Source organism: Klebsiella sp. X1-16S-Nf21, from assembly GCF_002837615.1.
GTDB classification, from domain to species: domain Bacteria; phylum Pseudomonadota; class Gammaproteobacteria; order Enterobacterales; family Enterobacteriaceae; genus Klebsiella; species Klebsiella variicola.
Genome location: NZ_PJDK01000015.1, coordinates 23,517 through 41,707 on the forward strand (window position 1 = coordinate 23,517; position 18,191 = coordinate 41,707).

The window sequence follows — 18,191 nt, forward strand, 5'->3', positions numbered from 1 at the left end:
TTATAACGGGCTGTTCTCATCGAGCAGGGTGACGCTCCAGACGCGGGCGTGCGTGTCATCGATGCGATAGTAGCTTTTCACGCTTGCCGTACCGCCGATGGCGTAGCCCACCAGAGCGACAATGTTGAGCTGATGCCCTTGCTTATCGGTAAACGCATAATACTCATCCAGCACATAACCGCTGGCGCTGGCCGCTGATTCCAGACGATCGTCCCTGGCTTTCAGGTCCGGGGTATAGTCGGCGATGGTTTTCCCCACATAGTTTTTGGCGACGTCCTGGTTTTCGTCATCGCTGACGATAAACGCCGCGCTGGCAGGAAAGTGCTGAACCACCTCAGCCAGGGTTGGTTTCGGCGCGGCAGAGGGGAATAACGTATGATCGATGGTGTAGGCCTGTAGCCAGCAGGAGAATAACGCCGCTTCCGCCGCACGGCCATCCGGGTCGGAAAGCCCGGGCAGCGCATCGACGGTCTCTCCCGCTTTACGCAGCGCAATGAAATCGGCACAGGAAGAGACCCGTGCCTGATTCTGATCGCTCAACACCAGCGTCAGGGGAGACTGGTTAATCTCAAGCTCGCCCGCCGCCAGCACCGGCGTGCTCAACAATAACGTCACCGCCATACCGATAAAATATTTCATCACATAGCCTCCATGAATATCGTCGTATCCTGATCCGAGGTGACAGGGAAAGCAAGCGATGGATGACGTTTCTTCCGCACGTCCGGGCGATGGCTCCCGGACGCCAGGCGACGGCCGGGGAAGGTTACTGATGGTGTGGGACGGGATAAAACGCTTCCGCTGTCCATTGCGCGGATGGCTGGCGGTATTGCTGCCAGAACAGATCGGCAATCTCCCGGGCTTCGGCGGAACCCGGCGTGACGTAGGCCCCCACCGTCACGATGGAAAGATGAATATTTTGCGCTTTCAATACCGGGAAAAGGCAATGCGTCAGGTTAAGCAGCCCGGCTTTGCCGACGCTCAGCGTCAGATACTCCGGGTGGGGCTGAGTGGCAAACATCCCGCCAGTCAGCAGGATCGCGCCTTCTCCACGCGCGGCCATCCGCGGCGAGACCGCTTTGATGGCGGCATATACCGCGCCAATATTGGTGGTGAGATCCTGAATGAAGCCTGCCACCGACTGGGTCTCCAGATTACCGTCATGCATGGCCGCGGCGTTGAAATGCAGCACATCCACACCGCCGGTTTCCACCTCTACCTCACGAATGAGTTCCGCGATACTGGTGATATCGCTGGCGTCCGCCACACGGCCTTCCGCGGCAAATCCTGCCGCTCTCAGCTGGTCGGCCTGTGCCGCCACATTGCTTTTACTGCGAGAGGACAGCACCACCCGGAATCCCTCACCGGCAAACCGTGAGGCCGTCGCCATTCCCATCCCAGGACCGGACCCAATACTCAAAAACGTTTTCATAGGCTGCTCTCACTGTAGGTTGAAGAGCCGCTATGTTAATAGACCAACAGATCGCTGATAATTAGCCTTATTTGCAAATGATTAATGTGCAGGGTGCAGGAATCATGTTCGATGATTTTGATGAGCTGATGGCGTTTGTCTGTGTGGCTGAGGCAGGGAGTTTTATCGGGGCCAGCCTCAGGCTGGAGCGGGATGCGTCGGTGATTTCCCGCCGGGTCAGCCACCTTGAGAAAAAACTGGGTGTCCGGTTGCTGGTGCGTACCACCCGTAGCGTAACGCTGACTGAAGCCGGGACCTGGTTTTTGCAGCGCGCCCGCACGGCGCTGGATGAGCTCAGCGCCGCCAGCCGGGAAGTAGGCGACTTCGCTGCCACCCCACAGGGAACGTTGCGGGTCTCACTGCCGGTGACCTTTGGCCGGGAGCTGATTGCCCCGATGTTTCCTGATTTCCTGCAGGCGTATCCGGATATTCGCCTTGATGCCCATCTTCTCGATCGACGAGTCGATATTGTCGCGGAGGGGTTTGATGCGGTGATCCGCCTGGGAAACCTGCGGGACAGTACCTTAACCGGGCGCGAGCTGGGGGCGTTTCGCAGCCAGCTGATTGCTTCGCCGGCCTATCTGCAACGCTACGGTGAACCAACTCATCCTGAGCAACTGGCAGCCCATCGGTGTCTCGGCTTTACCCACCATCCGGACTGGCCCTACTGGATCCTCGAGAATGGTCGGGAGCATATCCAGGTGACGCCATCTGGCCCCCTCACCACCAATATCAGTGAAGCGCTGCTGACGGCGGTCATTCGCGCAACCGGGATCGCACTGCTGCCGGGATGGATGGTTAATCAGGCGGTACAGTGCGGGGAACTGGTCCGCGTGCTGCCCGACTGGCGCAGCGCGGCGCGGGTTAGCGTTTATGCCCTGATGCCGCCCGGCACGCTGGTTCCCGCCAAGACCCGGGTATTTATCGACGCGGTATGCCAGCAGCTGGCGTCATCCCCGCTGTGGCAGGACGAGTTGAAGCGATAAACGGGGGGTGCCGATAGAGCAAGCCACGGATGGCGGTTATACCGCGGTACTGGCCCGGACTTTGAGTACTGACGGAATTTCAATAAACTTTTCACAAGGTTTATCGTTGAGCAGGTCGAGAAGCGCTTTCCCGGCCTTCACCCCAATGTCATGCCAGTGAAATTCAACGGTTGTCAGGGCAGGGGAACAGACTGTCGATAATACCCCGCCGCCTAAACTCGCAATGGCTACGGTATTGGGCACTTTGATCCCGGCGCTGTGGCAGGCCATCATGCATCCACACGCCATTTCATCCGATGTGCAAATTAGCGCATCCAGATCGCCCCAGGTGATCATCATATCCTTGAAAATATTCACCCCTGTGGCAATGGTGGAAGGCAAATGAGTGGTCACTACCCGATGCGGAGAACGGTTAAGGGCCAGCATCGCCGTATTCCAGCCGCTCAGGAGCTGGCGAAACATTGTATTGTTGGCCGGGGTACACAGTAACGCGATATTTTTTAATGAGGCGTCCGCCAGGTGGGTCACGATCTGTTTCACAGCCTTACCGTAATCCACACCGATGCACATGCCAACAGACTGCGTATTTAACGCGCCAATTTCCAGGATAGGCACATCTACGTTGGCCAGCAGCTGGGTACAGCTCTCAATGGTGTCGATATTAAACTGAATAATCGCTGCCGGGTTATAGGCGAGCATTTTTTCAAACGTTTTTTGTTCGCTTTGGCCGTCATGACCGGATTCCATAAACATCATGGTATAGCCGCGTTCAGTCAGGATCTTTTGTAACGCCTCCGACACCGGCAAAAAACCTGGCGAAGAGAAGGTGGGGACGACGGCCAGAATGAGATCGGAATGGACCGACGCCAGATTACGCGCCTGGAGATTGGGGACATAGCCGAGTTGGCTTACTGCCGCATCAATACGGTCGCGAAGGTCAGGGTTGACTTTTTCAGGCATTCTCAGCGCACGCGAGACGGTCATGGCGCTCACGCCGACAAACTCAGCCACTTCGGTCAGGGTTATCTTCCCAGTTCCCTTACGACGTTTTTCTTTCGGGCTATTGTCTGCGTCTAGACTCTTCACCAGGATCACCAACCGTTTGAAAAATAAAAAGTAACAAAAGTAAATCGTTGATACACATTATAACTTACCACAGCGAGGGGGAAAGCACATTATAACCAGTGTTAGCGGTAACTCATTTTTTAACATTTTTACTTGTTAGCGCTAACTTTGGGAGGTGTATCACAGTTGTATTTTATTTAGCTGTTTATAGTTCAGCACATGGGACCCCTCGGGAGTGCATATGATTAGAGACTGGTTAACCCCGGATAAAATTAATGTCATTAACTCAATAGATAACTGGAAAAATGCCGTTCGACTCTCAGCAGAACCTTTGCTGGCGCAGGGGTATATGGCAGAGCACTATATTGAGGCGATTTTGAAAAGCCATGAAGAACTTGGGCCTTATTATCTATTAGCCCCGGGATTAGCAATGCCCCATGCCCGCCCTGAACAAGGTGCATTGAGGAATGGATTATCGCTCCTTCATATTAAAGAGGGCATATCATTTGGCTCAACGGAGAACGACCCGGTATACGTGATTATTATGCTATGCGCTCGTTCCGGGAATGAACATATCACGATGATCGGTGAACTGGCAGAACTCTTTAGCGATCAGCAAAAGCTAGAACGATTGTTAAAAGCCGATGATATTAAGGCAATTCAGGCTGTTATTGACTGAAGGAAAAGAGAATGAAAAAAGTACTCATCGTCTGCGGCAATGGTTTAGGCAGCAGCTTTATCGTTGAAATGAATGTCAAAAAAATTCTTGCCGAAATGAATAAAGAGGCTGAAGTCGCGCATACCGACCTGACGTCAGCGAAAAGCGAAACGGCGGACCTTATTCTGAGCGCCAACGATATTGCCGAACATTTAGTTGGTCATTCCGCAAAGGTTGTTGGATTAAGTAATTTACTCGACAACAATAAAATCAAAGAGATTTTAGCAGAACACATTTAAGCAACGGCTTTCTGAACCGTGGAGTTTAATATGCTTCATTTCCTTATTTATGATGTGTTAGGGACACCGGCAATTCTGGTTGGATTGTTTTCTCTGATCGGTCTGCTGTTGCAAAAAAAAGGAATTTCAGATGTTATTTCAGGAACACTGAAAACCATCATGGGCTTTGTTATTTTAACGGCAGGCGCCGGTATCATTGCCTATACATTAACCATTTTTAGCCAGCTGTTTGAACATTCATTTCATATTCAGGGGGTGGTCCCTAACACCGACGCGATGGCCGCGCTGGCGCAGAAGAATTATGGCACGGAAACCGCCACAATCATGGTGTTGGGCATGTTGATCAATATCGCCCTGGCGCGTCTGACGCCATTAAAGTACATCTTTTTAACGGGCCACCACACGCTCTATATGGCAGCGATGCTGGCGGTGATCTTGTCAGTCGGGGGATTGTCGGGGGGGTGGGTGGTGGCCATCGGGGCGGTGATTCTCGGCGCGATGATGGTGATCTCTCCGGCGATCTTGCAGCCGTTTACCCGTAAAATTACCAATACCGACGATCTGGCTCTCGGCCATTTTGGCTCTATTGGTTATCTGCTTTCCGCGCTGGTGGGCAAAGTCGTCGGGAAAGGTAGCCCCTCGATTGAAGAAATTAAAGTGCCTAAGTCACTCAATTTTCTTCGCGACTCGTCGGTGGCCATCTCTCTCACTATGATGATTCTGTTCCTGGTGTTGGTGGTCGTCGCGGGCAAAACCTTTGTCGAGGAGACACTGAGTGCCGGTCAGAATTTTATTATCTTCGCCATTATTCAGTCCCTCACTTTTGCTGCGGGGGTTTATATCATCCTCGCCGGTGTGCGGATGGTGATTGCCGAAATTGTGCCAGCGTTTAAAGGTATTGCAGACAAATTAGTGAAAGATGCGAAGCCGGCGCTCGACTGCCCGACGGTGTTTCCCTTTGCTCCCAATGCCGTCATCGTCGGGTTTCTCGCAAGCTTTGTCGCGGGCCTGGTCAGCATGTTTCTCTGCCCGCTGTTCGGTTTGAGCGTCATCGTTCCAGGGCTGGTTCCTCATTTCTTCTGCGGGGCAACGGCTGGCGTTTACGGCAATATCACTGGCGGACGTCGCGGGGCAGTGGTGGGGGCATTTGCCCACGGCCTGCTCATTTCGTTCCTGCCGGCCATCCTTTTGCCAATGATGGGAGACATGGGCCTGGGTTCTACAACCTTTGGCGATGCAGACTTTGGCGTTGTCGGCATCGTTCTGGGGCATATTATCGCAATGTTTAACTAACTGTTTATTATCGGAGATGGTTTATGAGCGCGAAATTTTCACCCTCACTGATGTGCATGGATTTAACGCAGTTCAAAGAACAGATCACGGCAATGAATAAAAAAGCGGATTTTTATCACGTTGATATAATGGATGGTAATTACGTCCGCAATATCACACTGTCTCCCTTTTTTATTGAGAACCTGAAAAAAATCACTACCGTTCCCATCGATGTCCATCTGATGGTGAACCATCCGGAAGATATTATTCCCATGTGTCTCGAGGCCGGCGCCGATATCATTAGCTTTCATCCCGAGACGGCGAATAACAAAATTTTCCGCCTGCTGAATCAGATCAAGGATGCAGGCAAGCAATGCGGGGTGGTGTTGAACCCGGCGACACCGGCTGAAAGTATTGCTGAATATGCGCACCTGTTGGATAAAGTGACGGTCATGTCAGTTGATCCGGGCTATGCCGGACAAAAGTTTATTCCTGAATCGCTGAACAAGATAAGAAAGCTCATCAGTATGCGCAAAAATAATGGCTATCACTATCTGACAGAAATTGATGGCTCCTGCAATGCAAAAACGTTTGGCCAGATTGCCGAATCCGGTGTGGATGTCTTTATCGTAGGGACATCGGGTCTGTTTTCTCTACATGAGGATGTCAGCCAGGCATGGGACAGAATGATCGAGATTTTCCAGCGTGAAACCGTCGCTGCCTAATTAATTTTTTTACGAACCACAGCATATATTTATAAAAAATTAAAAGACCTGCATCACGCCAGCGATGCCTGCTCTGTTATTCAACGACCACTCTATATGAATGCGGGTGAATTATGGATATTTCGACAGTGCTTAATGTTAAAAACATCAAGTTAAATATGACCGCCAGAACGAAAGAAGAGGTGATAGAAGAACTCACCGATTTACTAGTACAGGATGGTGCGGTGACTAATAAGGAGGACTTTATTCGTGATGTCTGGTTACGTGAGGAGCAAGGCTCTACCGGTTTTGAAAATCATATTGCGATCCCGCATGGCAAATCTTCCGGTGTTTCCCGTACCGCATTAGCCATCGGACGCACGCAACATACCATTCCCTGGGAGACCATGGATGGCAGCGATGTTCGCTGTATTATTTTATTTGCGGTTTGCCTGGTGGATCAAAATGCCACTCATATTCGCCTGTTAGCGCAAGTGTCCGGGTCACTGGCCGACGAAGACATTATCGCTAAATTACTGGTTGAATCTGATCCATATAAAATCATTGCGCTTTTCAATTCAGAAACTGAAAGCACCGAAGCGTAATATGTAGTTGTTAACATTCTTTTATATCATTATTAAATGAATTAACGGAGAATCGTGATGAATATTGTCGGAGTTACCGCCTGTACGGTGGGGATTGCACACACCTATATTGCTCAAAAAAAAATTGAAACAGCCGCCAAAAAAGCCGGTCATAACGTTAAAATCGAGACCCAAGGGACCATCGGCATTGAGAATCAGTTAACCGCTGATGAGATTGCCATGGCAGATATTGTTCTGCTTGCCGCGGATGTTAAAGTGACGGGAGAAGAACGGTTTGCGGGTAAGAAAGTGGTCAAAGTCGCCACGGAAACGGCAGTGAAATCCCCCAATAAACTGATTGAAAAACTCAGTGAAATAGTCAATTCATAATTTTATTTCGGCCTGCTGACTCTATACTTAAGGGCGTAATTTATGTCTCTAAAACAAATATGGCAAGCAGCAAATCCTAAAGGACATCTGCTGACCGCTATCTCATTTCTGATCCCCATTGTCTGTGGTGCTGGGTTTATTATTGCCATCGGCATGGGGCTTGGTGGAACGGTGCAGGACACGTTAACGCTGGGGCAATTTGATTTATGGCAGGCGATGGCCACTCTGGGCGCTAAGGCGCTTGGGCTGTTGCCGGTGGTCATTGCGGTGGGTATTTCCGGCTCGATTGCTGGCAAGCCGGGCATCGCACCAGGATTTGTCGTCGGGCTGGCGGCGAACACCATCAGCGCAGGCTTTATCGGCGGGATGATCGGTGGCTACATTGCCGGCTATATCGCGCTGGCGATCATTAAAAACGTCAAGGTGCCTGACTGGGCTCGCGGTTTGATGCCAACGTTGATCGTGCCCTTTTTTGCCTCCATTATCAGCTGCCTGATTATGGTCTATATCATTGGTACGCCTATCGGTATCTTTACGGAAGCGCTGACATCTTTCCTGAGAAGTATGGGCACGTCATCGAATCTTGTGTTGGGCGCAGTGATAGGCGCTCTGTGTATTGTTGACTTTGGCGGCCCGCTTAATAAAACATGCTTTGCCTTCGTTCTCACGCTGCAGGCGCAGGGAATAAATGAGCCGATTACCGCGCTTCAGTTAGTTAACACCGCAACGCCTATTGGTTTCGGCCTGGCTTTCTTCATTGCTAAGCTTCTGCGTAAGAACATCTATAACAGTGAAGAAGTGGAAACCTTAAAATCGGCGGTTCCAATGGGGATTGTTAATATCGTTGAAGGCTCTATCCCGATCGTCATGAACGATATCGTCCGCGGTATCGCCGCCGCGGCCATCGGTGGCGCGTGCGGTGGCGCAGTCACCATGGTGTATGGTGCGGATGCCACGGTGCCTTTTGGTGGGGTACTGATGATCCCCACCATGTCACACCCGATGGCTGGCATTATGGCCCTGCTGGTGAATATTGTTGTTACCGCCACGGTTTATGCTGTCATCAAAAAAGATATTCCGCGTGATGTGATGGTTACTCATGATCACGAAGAAGAGGATATCGACCTTGATGATATTAAAGTGAGCTAACTTACCCCTGTATTATTTTATCAATGGCGTTGAGCTAGTCCTGCAAATCAGCCCATAACCGAGGGGTCCTTAGTTATGGGCTGAGTTGCGTCAGGTGGACGGCTGGGTAAAAGTGGAGCAGGGTGAACATTGTTGTTGCAAAAATGTGAATGCTTCAGTAGCCTTGTCTCTTTCGGAGACAGGAAATGCTCGTCACTGATTCACTTCTTGCTTACACCCTCGCTGCCACACTGCTTACCCTGACGCCAGGTCTTGATACTGCTCTTATCCTCCGCACGGCGACCGCTGAAGGGGGACGCAAAGCCTTGCATGCCGCGTTAGGCATTGATCTCGGATGCTTTATCTGGGGCGCGCTGGTGGCCTTTGGTTTAGGTGCGCTACTGGCGGTTTCTGAGTTGGCTTATACCTTATTGAAATGGTGCGGAGCAGGATACCTTTGCTGGCTGGGCATCCAGTTGCTCCTGCGCCCACGCCAGCAATTTAACCCCAACCCGACCGAATCAGATTCCACGAGTAACTGGTTCCTGTGTGGGATGCTGGGGAATGTGCTTAACCCCAAAATGGGCGTCTTCTACGTTTCGTTTTTGCCCCAGTTTATCCCTGCCGGGCATTCACCGATCAACTGGACCTTTCTCCTGGTCACCATCCATGTATTGATAGGGACGCTGTGGTCGTTAACGCTGATTACCGCCACTCGCTATGCCGCCGGCATCCTGAAAAAACCAGCCGTGGTGAAATGGATGGATCGGACAACCGGCTGCCTGTTTCTGATATTTGCCGCGAAGCTGGCCATGAGTCGGCGGTAGTCACGCAGGGGCGTATGCCCCTGTTTTTGTCTTAAAAAATGAGCAACCCGTGGAGTACTACTCAGTGCTGTAACGATCGGGCTCGAACGTACGTTTAGCCAGTTTCTTTTGCAAAACGATGACAATAATTGGGGTTCCTGATGCGGTAATTGCACATACCGCCAACAGCATGTCCATATTTTGTAGCGCCATGCGATGGTCGGGTAACAAAAAAGCAGACAGGAAAAATGCGGCAGTTGTCATCAGATACATCATGGATGTCTGTAATGAAGAGAATCCCGCTCGTTGCTTGTTATCAGGAAACTGAATCGTCACCGCCGACGATGACACCAGACGACTGTAAGCTGAGCCGAGAAACAACGTAATAAATAGCGCCGGATGCGGATAGCCCAGGAGGGGTATCAGCAAGCTCAGGATAAAAACGAGGGTCGACCCGGTCGCCAAACTCAAAGCAGAAAAACGAGAGGTTAATGCGCCTGTCATTCTGGTAGACAGATACCCCGCCAGACCCCCGCCGAAGAACAACCAGGGCAGCAGACCTTGAGAAGCCCCCAACAACTGCGTCATTAATGGCGCCAGAACAGGAATGATCAGCATTGGACTAAACTGTACCAGCGCATTACCGGAAGCAAACAGTAAAGTATCTACATCGAGGGGCAGCGCGTGGGACGTGTCGAAAGTGACGGGATCCTGAGGGATGATGGAGACGATCAGTGGCAATGCCAACCAACACAGTGTGCAGATTAACCACAACGCGACATGCCAACCGTAATGAGTACACAAAAATAGTACAGCGGGCATCCCCACGATGCTGACCATCGAAAATGACGCAATCACCGTCGCCAACATTTTTCCGCGCAAATCAGCCGGCGTGTGGTTTATCAAAATAGTGATCCCCACACCCATTGTCGTACCGCCAACCAGTCCTGCGAAAAAGCGCAATGTAAGAAGAAGAGGAAAACTGGTGGTCAATGTCGTCAACAGTGTCGCCATGGCTAGCAGTACCATATTGGCAATTAAAAAACGTTTCTTATTGCAACGGTCAACCCAGTAAAAGGCGATAATTCCCGACAGGACGGCTCCAGATGTGTACATACCGGATACATAGCCTGAGAAGGTGACGGGTACAGCGAAATCTGCAGCCATAAATGTAAAAACAGGGCTGAACATCATATATTCCAGCGCATTAGTAAACTGGACAAAAGCGATTACCAAAGCAATCCGAATGAGTGCCTTTTGATTAAATGTTGTGGTGACCAGTGGCATAGCAAGCGACCTGTGGATGAAAGATATCCTAGCTTAACTGCTATCAAACCTGTCGATTAGATGATAAAAATGGCACTCATTATTATCATATGTGGGATAGTTGTTGCGGCCGGTCCTGGACTTTAATGCGCTGAAAATCTTCATTGCTGTGGTGGAACGAGACAGTTTTGTCGGGGCATCGAAAGCCCTGGAAATGCCGACATCAAATGTGAGCCGTTGCATTTCTCAGTTAGAAGACAAACTGAATCTTCAGCTCATTGAGCGCAGTACCCGACATATGAAACTCACACAGGCGGGGCATCTACTCTATACCCGGGCGAAGCCATTACTGGAAGCACTTGAGCAAACTGAAACCGAATTAACGTTGCGACAAATGCAATTCAAGGGGCCATTACGTATCTGTATTCCCAATGAAATCGGTCCTGTATTGCTGGGCTCTGTTGTTGCTGATTTCGCCTGTCAGCATCCGGACCTGGAGATAAGTTGCGTCACAAATTTGTCGGGTTATGAATCCCTGCGAGATGATCTGGATTTAGCTGTCATTGTTAGCCGTGGTCAGATGGATGACAGTGACTACATCGCCCGTCATCTGGTGACGATCCCTTGCACCATCGTTGCGGCCCCCTCCGTCATCCAGCGTTATGGCACGCCTTCTCGAATACAGCAATTTGAAGAGTTACCCTGTATTACAACGGTGAATGCGCTTAAAGGCGCTCCCTGGCAGTTTGTGAATAAAAAGGGCGGATTCGAGACGATCAAGGTTAACGGTCGTTATCGGGTCAACAGCGGAGAGATGGCAGGGCGAGCGGCCATCTCAGGTGTCGGTTTTGCCATCCTGTCGAAACAAGCCTGCCAACCCTATATTGATGATGGGCGGTTAATCGAGATTGAATTTGAACAATCGGCAGCCCCCTTGCAATTGTTCGCTCTGTATTCAGATCGGCGTTACTTGCCGGCAAAAACAAGAGCGCTTATTGATTTCATGCATCAGAGATTGAGTCATTAACAAGAGGCCATCTTCAGCGCGCCAGGGCGGCGCTGTTTTATTCAGCCGGCCGGTTCAAGCAACAAATCTCTGAGATAGCCCTCCAGTAGGGAGGCACAAATTCGCGTTTCATACGACATCATCCCAGCCGGTGGATGGAGCAACCAGGCACTAAATGGCGGGATCGGATAGTGGCTTAAGAGGGGGATGAGCGCGCCGTGTTCCATTTCTTTTCTGCAAACCGGACTTTGCAAAACACCAATGGCATGTCCCGCTAATAACCAGGAGAGGACACTCCGCCAGTGCGTGGACTGAAATTGAATATTGACGGGAACATTAATGAGTTGATCTTCGGAAGCGATCAATTGAATGCGATTACTGGCGAATACACCGGAAACAGCAGCAAATGGATAATCTGTCAGCGCTTCCGGCGTGTCAGGATGACCCATTTTCGCCAGCAGAGCCGGAGAGGCCACTAGCACTCTGCGCACGGCGCCAAGCGGACGTGCGACAAAAAAGCCTTCGGAGACATCACCTAACCTCAGTGATAAATCGACCCCCTCGGTGACGGGATCGATGACGCGGTCGTTAAAAATGACATCGACCTGCAGCTCCGGATGCTCGTTCTGAAGCTGCAACAATGCAGGCATCAGCAGGCTTTCTCCGGCGGAATAGGGCGCGGCAATACGGATTTTGCCTTGCAGCCCCTGATTTTCCTCATTCACAGAAAGAGCATGCTCTGCCGCCTGAACGGCCGTTTTGCTTCGCTCATAAAACACGTTACCGCTGTGCGTTAGAGACATGTTACGCGTGTTGCGCCTAAGCAAACGTGTCCCAAGATGTGCTTCCAGTTTTTCTATTCTTTCACTCACGGCGGGCTGGCCAATGCCGAGATCGCGGGCTGCAGCCGACATGCTGCCCCGTTCAACCACCCTGATAAATATGCGCATTGCTGAGAAGAGATCCATTCACCAATTATATTGGCTTTACCGATAAATGTAAGTGGGGACAGGCATCTACTGCTTTCCTGCGAAATGATGAAAAATCCAGACTCAAGGCCTGAGTCAGGCTAAATTTCAATCTATTTAATTGATTTATTGGTGGAAAATAATGATGCCAGAGATAAAGCTTTTCATGTTCCAGTCAGGAACACAGCATTGTCGATATCAGCATATCCGGATGAATCAGGGCGTGGGAGAGCATTATGAGATCCCTGTTCCCTGGTTTCTGCTGACCCATCCGGATGGGTTTACGCTGATTGACGGCGGTCTGGCTGTCGAAGGATTGAAAGATCCCAGTGGTTATTGGGGAAGTGCTGTAGAGCAGTTTAAACCGGTGATGTCAGAAGAACAGGGCTGTGTGGAACAACTTAAGAGGATTGGCATTGCTCCTGAGGATATCCGCTATGTGGTCCTGTCCCATTTGCACTCTGATCATACGGGAGCAATTGGTCGCTTCCCCCATGCTACGCATGTTGTCCAGAGGCAAGAGTATGAATATGCCTTTGCCCCTGACTGGTTTACTTCGGGAGCCTATTGCCGACGCGATTTCGATCGTCCCCAACTTAACTGGCTATTTCTGAACGGGTTGTCCGATGATCACTATGACCTTTACGGTGATGGCACGCTGCAGTGTATTTTCACCCCAGGGCATTCACCAGGCCATCAATCTTTTCTTATCCGCTTACCCGGTGGTACAAATTTTACGCTAGCGATTGATGCGGCTTATACCTTAGATCATTACCATGAGAAGGCGCTCCCGGGGCTAATGACGTCTGCTACTGATGTCGCTCAGTCAGTGCGAAAGCTGCGTCAGCTTACCGAGCGATATCATGCGGTATTCATACCCGGCCACGATCCTGAAGAATGGAAAAAAAACAGGCTTGCGCCAGCCTGTTACTATTGAATCATTCCTCGCTGATCGCCAAAAAGCGTCTGTTAAGAAGGGCTGTCAGCTTATCTTGTTCGAAATGGCCCTGGTGATGGCCGGGGCCATTTCTGCCGGCAAGCTCAGGGCTTCACGTCCAGCACGACATGACTGAAGGTTTGATAGGTTTTTTCGTCCGGCGCGGGCGGGATGTTGGCTTTTTTCAGCGCGGACATCACCTGCGCGCAGAATGGCCGATCGCCGCTCTCGACCGTTGGATCCTGCACCGTCCCGTCACGCTGCAGCATAAAGCGCACCGAGCATTTTTGCCCTTGCCAGGAGGCCGGCTGGTCTATGTTAGCGAAGATAGCCGCCTGGATCCGCGCCAGATAGCGTGAGGCATTGGCCTGGGGTGAAGTATCGGAACCCGTTTGATAATCGCGAAGTATCTTATCCACTTCAGCCGATATTTTAGCGTCTTCGGCGCTGTCCGGCGCAGAAGCACCACCCGAGCAGGCGGAAAGAAGTAAAGAGAGGGTGCAAACGAGCACAGCGTTGGTTTTCACGGACATGCTAAGCCTCCTTGCTGGTGGGGATACCGTCGTGTACTAGGCGGTTATCCTCTGTTATTCCGCGAAATTATTCAAACGCTGAATGCATGGCACGCGCTTTCAGTGACAGTGTCACTCATTTTTTACTTTCGTCGCGGGCGGTGATGCCATCCAGTCGCGAATAATGTCACCGTATAGCTGTTCTGCCTCCGCCAGTCGGCTGAGCAGGCAGTACTCGTCGGTTTGATGCGCCATCGACGGCTCGCCGGGGCCGAGAATAATACAGGGCGGATCGCCCAATGCAGGCAGCAGCAGCGAGGCGTCGGTAAAGTAGGGCACCACGCGCGGCGCAATCGGCTCAGCGTGCAGCGGCTGACAGCGTTGGTAAACCTGCTTAATCCACGCGTGATCCTCCCGGCTGAGGACGGCGGGCAGGTCGACCAGCGTGGAGACGGTGACGCTTTCGCCAAGCAGCGTCGTCAAGCGCTCCCGGATAGTGGCGTGCTGTAAATTGGGCGCGCTGCGGATATCGACATCAAAACGCGTGCGGTCCGGTACGGAATTAATATTGAGTCCGCCTTCTATGCGTCCGACGTTGAGGGTGGGTTGCTTCATTAGCGGATGCGGCGCGCCTGGCGAAAAATGCTGAATCTTACCCAACGCATCCGCCGCAAGATAGATAGCATTGATCCCCAGCTCCGGCATCGCGCCGTGGGCGGTTTTCCCCCGCGTTTCGCAGCGTAGCCAGAGCGCGCCTTTATGGCCGATAACCGGATAGTTGGTGGTGGGTTCACCGACGATCAGCGCGCCCACCTCCGGCAACGTTGCGGAGGCGATCAGCGCCCGCGCGCCGTCGCAGCCGGTCTCTTCTCCGCCGGTTATCAGCAATACCGCGCCGCGTCCGGCGAGGATCGCTTCCCGCTGATGAACGCAGGCGACGGCAAACGCCGCTATCGCCGCTTTCATATCGCTGGATCCGCGGCCATAAAGACGCCCGTCTTCCATCTGCGAGCCAAAAGGATCGTACTGCCAGCGGGCATTTCCCAGCGGGACGGTATCCAGATGTCCGGTAAAGGCCAGCGGTTTACCGCTCTTCGCCCCGGGCAGGCTGGCAATAAGATTGCAGCGTCCCTCGCCGAACGACGACAGCGAAACCTCAAAACCGCTCTCGTCAAGCCAGTCGGCGAAGAACCGCATGCAGTCGGCTTCGCTGCCTGGCGGGTTGATGGTGTTAAAGCCCAGCAGCTGCCGGGCGAGCTCAAGGGTCGTGGTCATCAGCGGCGTTCCGTCAGCCAGTCGAGGCAGTTAATCCATAGCTGGCGATAGCCGGGCCATTTGGCAAACTCTTCCGGCAGCCAGTGCGCCGACATGTCGCTGGTCCACACCAGCGAACGACCCTGCTGATATTCGCGAACAGCCAGTAGCGGATGACCGGTACCGGCCACGGTCGCCAGCAGTTTGCCTTCCGGGTGCATTTCAACTTCGTTATAGCCCAGCAGCCACGGCCATTCGCCCGGAATATCGTTAAACAGGGGGTGAGACTCCGTCACTTCGGCATAGCAGCCTTCCGGGGTTTCAATGCGGTCGTCCCAGGCCAGGCAGCGTACCGGCAGCACTTTCTCCACCGCGGTATGGCGGTAGCGCGCGCCGCCGTTGATTCCCTGGAAGCTGTAATAGCCGCCGATCATCATCAGCGCCCCCCCGCCGGCCACGTAATCATGCAGGAGCGTTAAACGGTTGGCGGTTCGGCGGCTCTTCAGCCAGGTGTCCGGATGCAGCAGCAGCGTATTGGCGCCAATGTCCGAGAGAATAATCGCATCCCACTCCTGCAGCGCTTCCAGCGTCAGCGGAAAGTCGGTCGCCGCCGCGTGGGCGGGCATATAGGTAATGGCATAGGGACTGTCGGCGAGCGCGGCCAGAAAGTCCGTTGCGCCGGTGTGCCAGGTGGCGGTGGCAAACTGGTCGAAGCCTTTAACGTGCGTTGACGTGCTGGTCCAGGACTCACCGACCAGTAAGATTTTTTTCTGCATGATGACGTTTCCTTTTATCCGCCAAAGACCCGCTGGGGGTTTCCAATCATTAAGGTTTCAAGTTGTTCGCCGCTGACGCCGTGGCGCCGCAGACGGGGAACAAAATGCTTGAGTATGTAGCCATAACCGTGGCCGCCGTAGCGGGTGAGCATGGTTTTCAGGAAGACGTCCTGCGACAGCAGAATTTGCTGGATGTAGCCGTCGTCAATCAGCTCGCGGATCGCGCGGGCGTTCTCCTCGTCGGAGGGCGACTGCGCCGACTCGTCGGCGTAGTAATAGCTCATGCCAATCATGTCGTATTCGAGAAACGCCCCGCGCTGCGCCAGTTCGCGCTGGTAGCGCTTATCGGCAAAGCTGGGATTCATATGGCACAGCACGGTATGGCGTAAATCGGCGCCTTCCTGCTCGAGAATATCCAGCACCCGATGGCCCAGCCGCTCCCAGCCGGGCAGATGGACCTCGATCGGCACGCCGGTCGCGGCGCTGGCCCGACCCGCAGCGCGCAGGGATTTCTCCTCATCCGGCGTAAAGCGGCTGGAGATACCGATTTCGCCGATGAGTCCGGCGAGCACCTCCGGTTTCTCCTCCGCGCCGCCAAGATCGTAAATCAGCCGTTCGGTCAGTTGTTCGACGCTGCTGATTTTTACCCACTCGGGGTGCGAAGGCTCCAGATAGAGCCCGGTCCCCATAATGATGTTCAGACCGGTCAGACGCGCAATGCGCGCCAGCGCTTTCGGATCGCGGCCAATGCCGATATTGGTCGGGTCGACCACAGTCTCTCCGCCAAGGGCGCGAAATTTAGTCAGCTCGTCAATCGCAACGTCGACATCAAACAGCTGACAGTTATCGCGGCTCATCAGCGGGTTGAGCGACAGTTCGCCAAGGTTTTCCATTTTCACCGGCATTTCGGCAAGATGGCGATCGCTGCAGCAGCAGGGCGGCACCCATTTGCCGGAGGCATCCAGCAGAATATGCTCATGCATCAGAGTAACGCCCATTTCGTTAATCGGTAGTGGGCCAAGCACAGTCATTACATAACCGCTGCTGACGCCAACCGGCAGCGGGGAGGGATGGCGAAAAATTGATCCTTTCATCAGCTATCCTTTTGCCGCGGAGCGCGTCGGGTTGAGAATGCGGGTGTTCAGCCAGATAGCCAGCAGGATAATGGTGCCGGTGGCTATCTGGGTGTAAAACGGCGAAATATGCGACAGGATCAGCCCGTTCTGAATGACCGCAATCGACAGCGCGCCCAGCAGCGTGCCAATAATAGTCCCGAAGCCGCCAAACAGACTGGTGCTGCCTAGCACAACGGCAGCAATGACCTGCAGTTCAAAGCCTTCGCCCTGGTTGGAAGAGCCGCTGCCGAGGCGTGCGGTAATGATCATCCCCGCCAGCGCGGCGGCCATTCCGCTGATGATATAGACCTTCATGGTCACCGCTTTGGTGTTAATGCCGCTGCGCCGCGCGCCTTCGGCGTTGGCGCCGATAGCGGTCACGTAGCGGCCAAAGCGCATATGGTTGAGAACGATATGCCCGATCACCAGTATCATCATGCCGATCAGCGCGGGCATGGGGATACCAACTACCCACGCGCGTCCGATAAAGGTAAACAGGCTGTCAGCCGGTACCGGAATCGAGTAGCCCTGGGTGACCAGCAGCGCGATGCCGCGAACTACGGCCAGGGTGGCGAGCGTGACGATGAACGCCGGAATGCCTTCATAGGCAATAAAGAAGCCGTTGATGGCGCCAACGAATCCGCCGAGCAGCAGGCCGCCGAGGAGTACCACCGGCCACGGCAGCCCCCAGTTATTCAGAGCGATAGCGGAGAGTGCGCCGACCAGCGCCAGGGTGGAGCCTACCGACAGATCGATACCGCCGGTGGTAATGACCAGAGTCATAGCCGTCGCGACGATCAGCAGCGGGGCGCTCTGACGGATAATGTTGAGCCAGTTGGTGCCGGTGAGAAAGTTGCTGGTGATCAGCGAAAACACCACGCAGCAGAAGACGAAAAAGAGCGCGATGCTGACCACGCCTGAGTGGTTATGCAGCAGGCGGCGCGGCAGCGAATGCTGGATCATGCGGGAGCTGCTTAAGTTCATGATACTCATCCTG

21 protein-coding genes are annotated in these 18,191 nt (G+C 53.0%); 11 read left to right on the forward strand and 10 right to left on the reverse strand.

The window, feature by feature from the left end; genetic code table 11:
- Both CW267_RS09240 and CW267_RS09245 read right to left on the reverse strand, forming a co-directional pair.
- Complete coding sequence (locus CW267_RS09240; RefSeq protein WP_032730404.1) at positions 1–639, reverse strand: hypothetical protein; 639 nt, start codon at positions 637–639, stop codon at positions 1–3.
- A gap of 124 nt (positions 640–763) precedes the next feature.
- On the reverse strand, positions 764–1,429 hold the full coding sequence (locus CW267_RS09245) for an SDR family NAD(P)-dependent oxidoreductase (RefSeq protein WP_100781018.1): 666 nt from the start codon (positions 1,427–1,429) through the stop codon (positions 764–766).
- Between the two features lie 104 nt (positions 1,430–1,533).
- Here CW267_RS09245 and CW267_RS09250 point away from each other — a divergent pair, with 104 nt between their 5' ends.
- A complete protein-coding gene (locus tag CW267_RS09250) occupies positions 1,534–2,454 on the forward strand; it encodes a LysR family transcriptional regulator (protein WP_100781019.1) in 921 nt (306 codons plus the stop codon).
- A 36-nt stretch (positions 2,455–2,490) separates the two neighbouring features.
- Here CW267_RS09250 and CW267_RS09255 read toward each other — a convergent pair whose 3' ends face one another.
- Positions 2,491–3,543 (reverse strand): LacI family DNA-binding transcriptional regulator, encoded by a 1,053-nt coding sequence (locus CW267_RS09255; RefSeq protein WP_032691394.1) that lies wholly within the window; start codon positions 3,541–3,543, stop codon positions 2,491–2,493.
- Positions 3,544–3,760: 217 nt separating this feature from the next.
- Here CW267_RS09255 and CW267_RS09260 point away from each other — a divergent pair, with 217 nt between their 5' ends.
- From CW267_RS09260 to CW267_RS09295, 8 genes are all read left to right on the forward strand, one after another.
- Positions 3,761–4,198 (forward strand): PTS sugar transporter subunit IIA, encoded by a 438-nt coding sequence (locus CW267_RS09260; protein ID WP_023322630.1) that lies wholly within the window; start codon positions 3,761–3,763, stop codon positions 4,196–4,198.
- Positions 4,199–4,209: 11 nt separating this feature from the next.
- Positions 4,210–4,476, forward strand: a complete 267-nt coding sequence (locus CW267_RS09265) for a PTS sugar transporter subunit IIB (protein WP_012968203.1) — start codon at positions 4,210–4,212, stop codon at positions 4,474–4,476.
- A gap of 30 nt (positions 4,477–4,506) precedes the next feature.
- A complete protein-coding gene (locus CW267_RS09270; protein WP_012968204.1) occupies positions 4,507–5,769 on the forward strand; it encodes a PTS ascorbate transporter subunit IIC in 1,263 nt (420 codons plus the stop codon).
- 23 nt (positions 5,770–5,792) lie between these two features.
- Positions 5,793–6,473, forward strand: coding sequence for a D-allulose 6-phosphate 3-epimerase (alsE, locus tag CW267_RS09275; protein WP_012968205.1), 681 nt, complete (start codon positions 5,793–5,795; stop codon positions 6,471–6,473).
- Between the two features lie 113 nt (positions 6,474–6,586).
- Positions 6,587–7,057, forward strand: a complete 471-nt coding sequence (locus tag CW267_RS09280; protein WP_012968206.1) for a PTS sugar transporter subunit IIA — start codon at positions 6,587–6,589, stop codon at positions 7,055–7,057.
- Positions 7,058–7,114: 57 nt separating this feature from the next.
- Entirely contained in the window at positions 7,115–7,426 is a 312-nt protein-coding gene (locus CW267_RS09285) for a PTS fructose transporter subunit IIB (RefSeq protein ID WP_004179922.1), read from the forward strand.
- A gap of 42 nt (positions 7,427–7,468) precedes the next feature.
- Positions 7,469–8,575, forward strand: coding sequence for a PTS fructose transporter subunit IIC (locus CW267_RS09290; RefSeq protein WP_100781020.1), 1,107 nt, complete (start codon positions 7,469–7,471; stop codon positions 8,573–8,575).
- Between the two features lie 185 nt (positions 8,576–8,760).
- Entirely contained in the window at positions 8,761–9,381 is a 621-nt protein-coding gene (locus CW267_RS09295) for a LysE family translocator (RefSeq protein ID WP_100781021.1), read from the forward strand.
- A gap of 57 nt (positions 9,382–9,438) precedes the next feature.
- Here the strand turns inward: CW267_RS09295 and CW267_RS09300 are convergent, their stop codons facing one another.
- Complete coding sequence (locus CW267_RS09300; protein ID WP_100781022.1) at positions 9,439–10,647, reverse strand: MFS transporter; 1,209 nt, start codon at positions 10,645–10,647, stop codon at positions 9,439–9,441.
- A 103-nt stretch (positions 10,648–10,750) separates the two neighbouring features.
- Between CW267_RS09300 and CW267_RS09305 the strand changes: the two genes are divergently transcribed.
- Positions 10,751–11,653: a LysR family transcriptional regulator gene (locus tag CW267_RS09305; protein ID WP_004190055.1), complete on the forward strand. Its 903-nt coding sequence runs from the start codon at positions 10,751–10,753 to the stop codon at positions 11,651–11,653.
- A 41-nt stretch (positions 11,654–11,694) separates the two neighbouring features.
- Here CW267_RS09305 and CW267_RS09310 read toward each other — a convergent pair whose 3' ends face one another.
- On the reverse strand, positions 11,695–12,582 hold the full coding sequence (locus tag CW267_RS09310; protein WP_038422555.1) for a LysR family transcriptional regulator: 888 nt from the start codon (positions 12,580–12,582) through the stop codon (positions 11,695–11,697).
- A 160-nt stretch (positions 12,583–12,742) separates the two neighbouring features.
- Here CW267_RS09310 and ahlK point away from each other — a divergent pair, with 160 nt between their 5' ends.
- On the forward strand, positions 12,743–13,537 hold the full coding sequence (ahlK, locus tag CW267_RS09315; RefSeq protein WP_004218740.1) for an N-acyl homoserine lactonase AhlK: 795 nt from the start codon (positions 12,743–12,745) through the stop codon (positions 13,535–13,537).
- A gap of 104 nt (positions 13,538–13,641) precedes the next feature.
- On the opposite strand, the gene CW267_RS09320 is transcribed toward ahlK, so the two are convergent.
- The 5 genes from CW267_RS09320 to CW267_RS09340 all read right to left on the reverse strand — a co-directional run bounded on the left by CW267_RS09320 (position 13,642) and on the right by CW267_RS09340 (position 18,178).
- Positions 13,642–14,070 (reverse strand): cell envelope integrity protein TolA, encoded by a 429-nt coding sequence (locus CW267_RS09320; RefSeq protein ID WP_016161047.1) that lies wholly within the window; start codon positions 14,068–14,070, stop codon positions 13,642–13,644.
- 111 nt (positions 14,071–14,181) lie between these two features.
- A complete protein-coding gene (locus CW267_RS09325) occupies positions 14,182–15,324 on the reverse strand; it encodes a M20 family metallopeptidase (RefSeq protein WP_016161046.1) in 1,143 nt (380 codons plus the stop codon).
- Positions 15,324–16,079 (reverse strand): glutamine amidotransferase, encoded by a 756-nt coding sequence (locus tag CW267_RS09330; protein WP_008804865.1) that lies wholly within the window; start codon positions 16,077–16,079, stop codon positions 15,324–15,326. The genes CW267_RS09325 and CW267_RS09330 overlap by 1 nt, the downstream gene beginning before the upstream one ends.
- Before the next feature lie 14 nt (positions 16,080–16,093).
- Positions 16,094–17,173 (reverse strand): phosphotriesterase, encoded by a 1,080-nt coding sequence (locus CW267_RS09335; RefSeq protein WP_012541711.1) that lies wholly within the window; start codon positions 17,171–17,173, stop codon positions 16,094–16,096.
- A gap of 3 nt (positions 17,174–17,176) precedes the next feature.
- A complete protein-coding gene (locus CW267_RS09340; protein WP_016161045.1) occupies positions 17,177–18,178 on the reverse strand; it encodes an ABC transporter permease in 1,002 nt (333 codons plus the stop codon).
- Positions 18,179–18,191 lie beyond the last annotated feature (13 nt).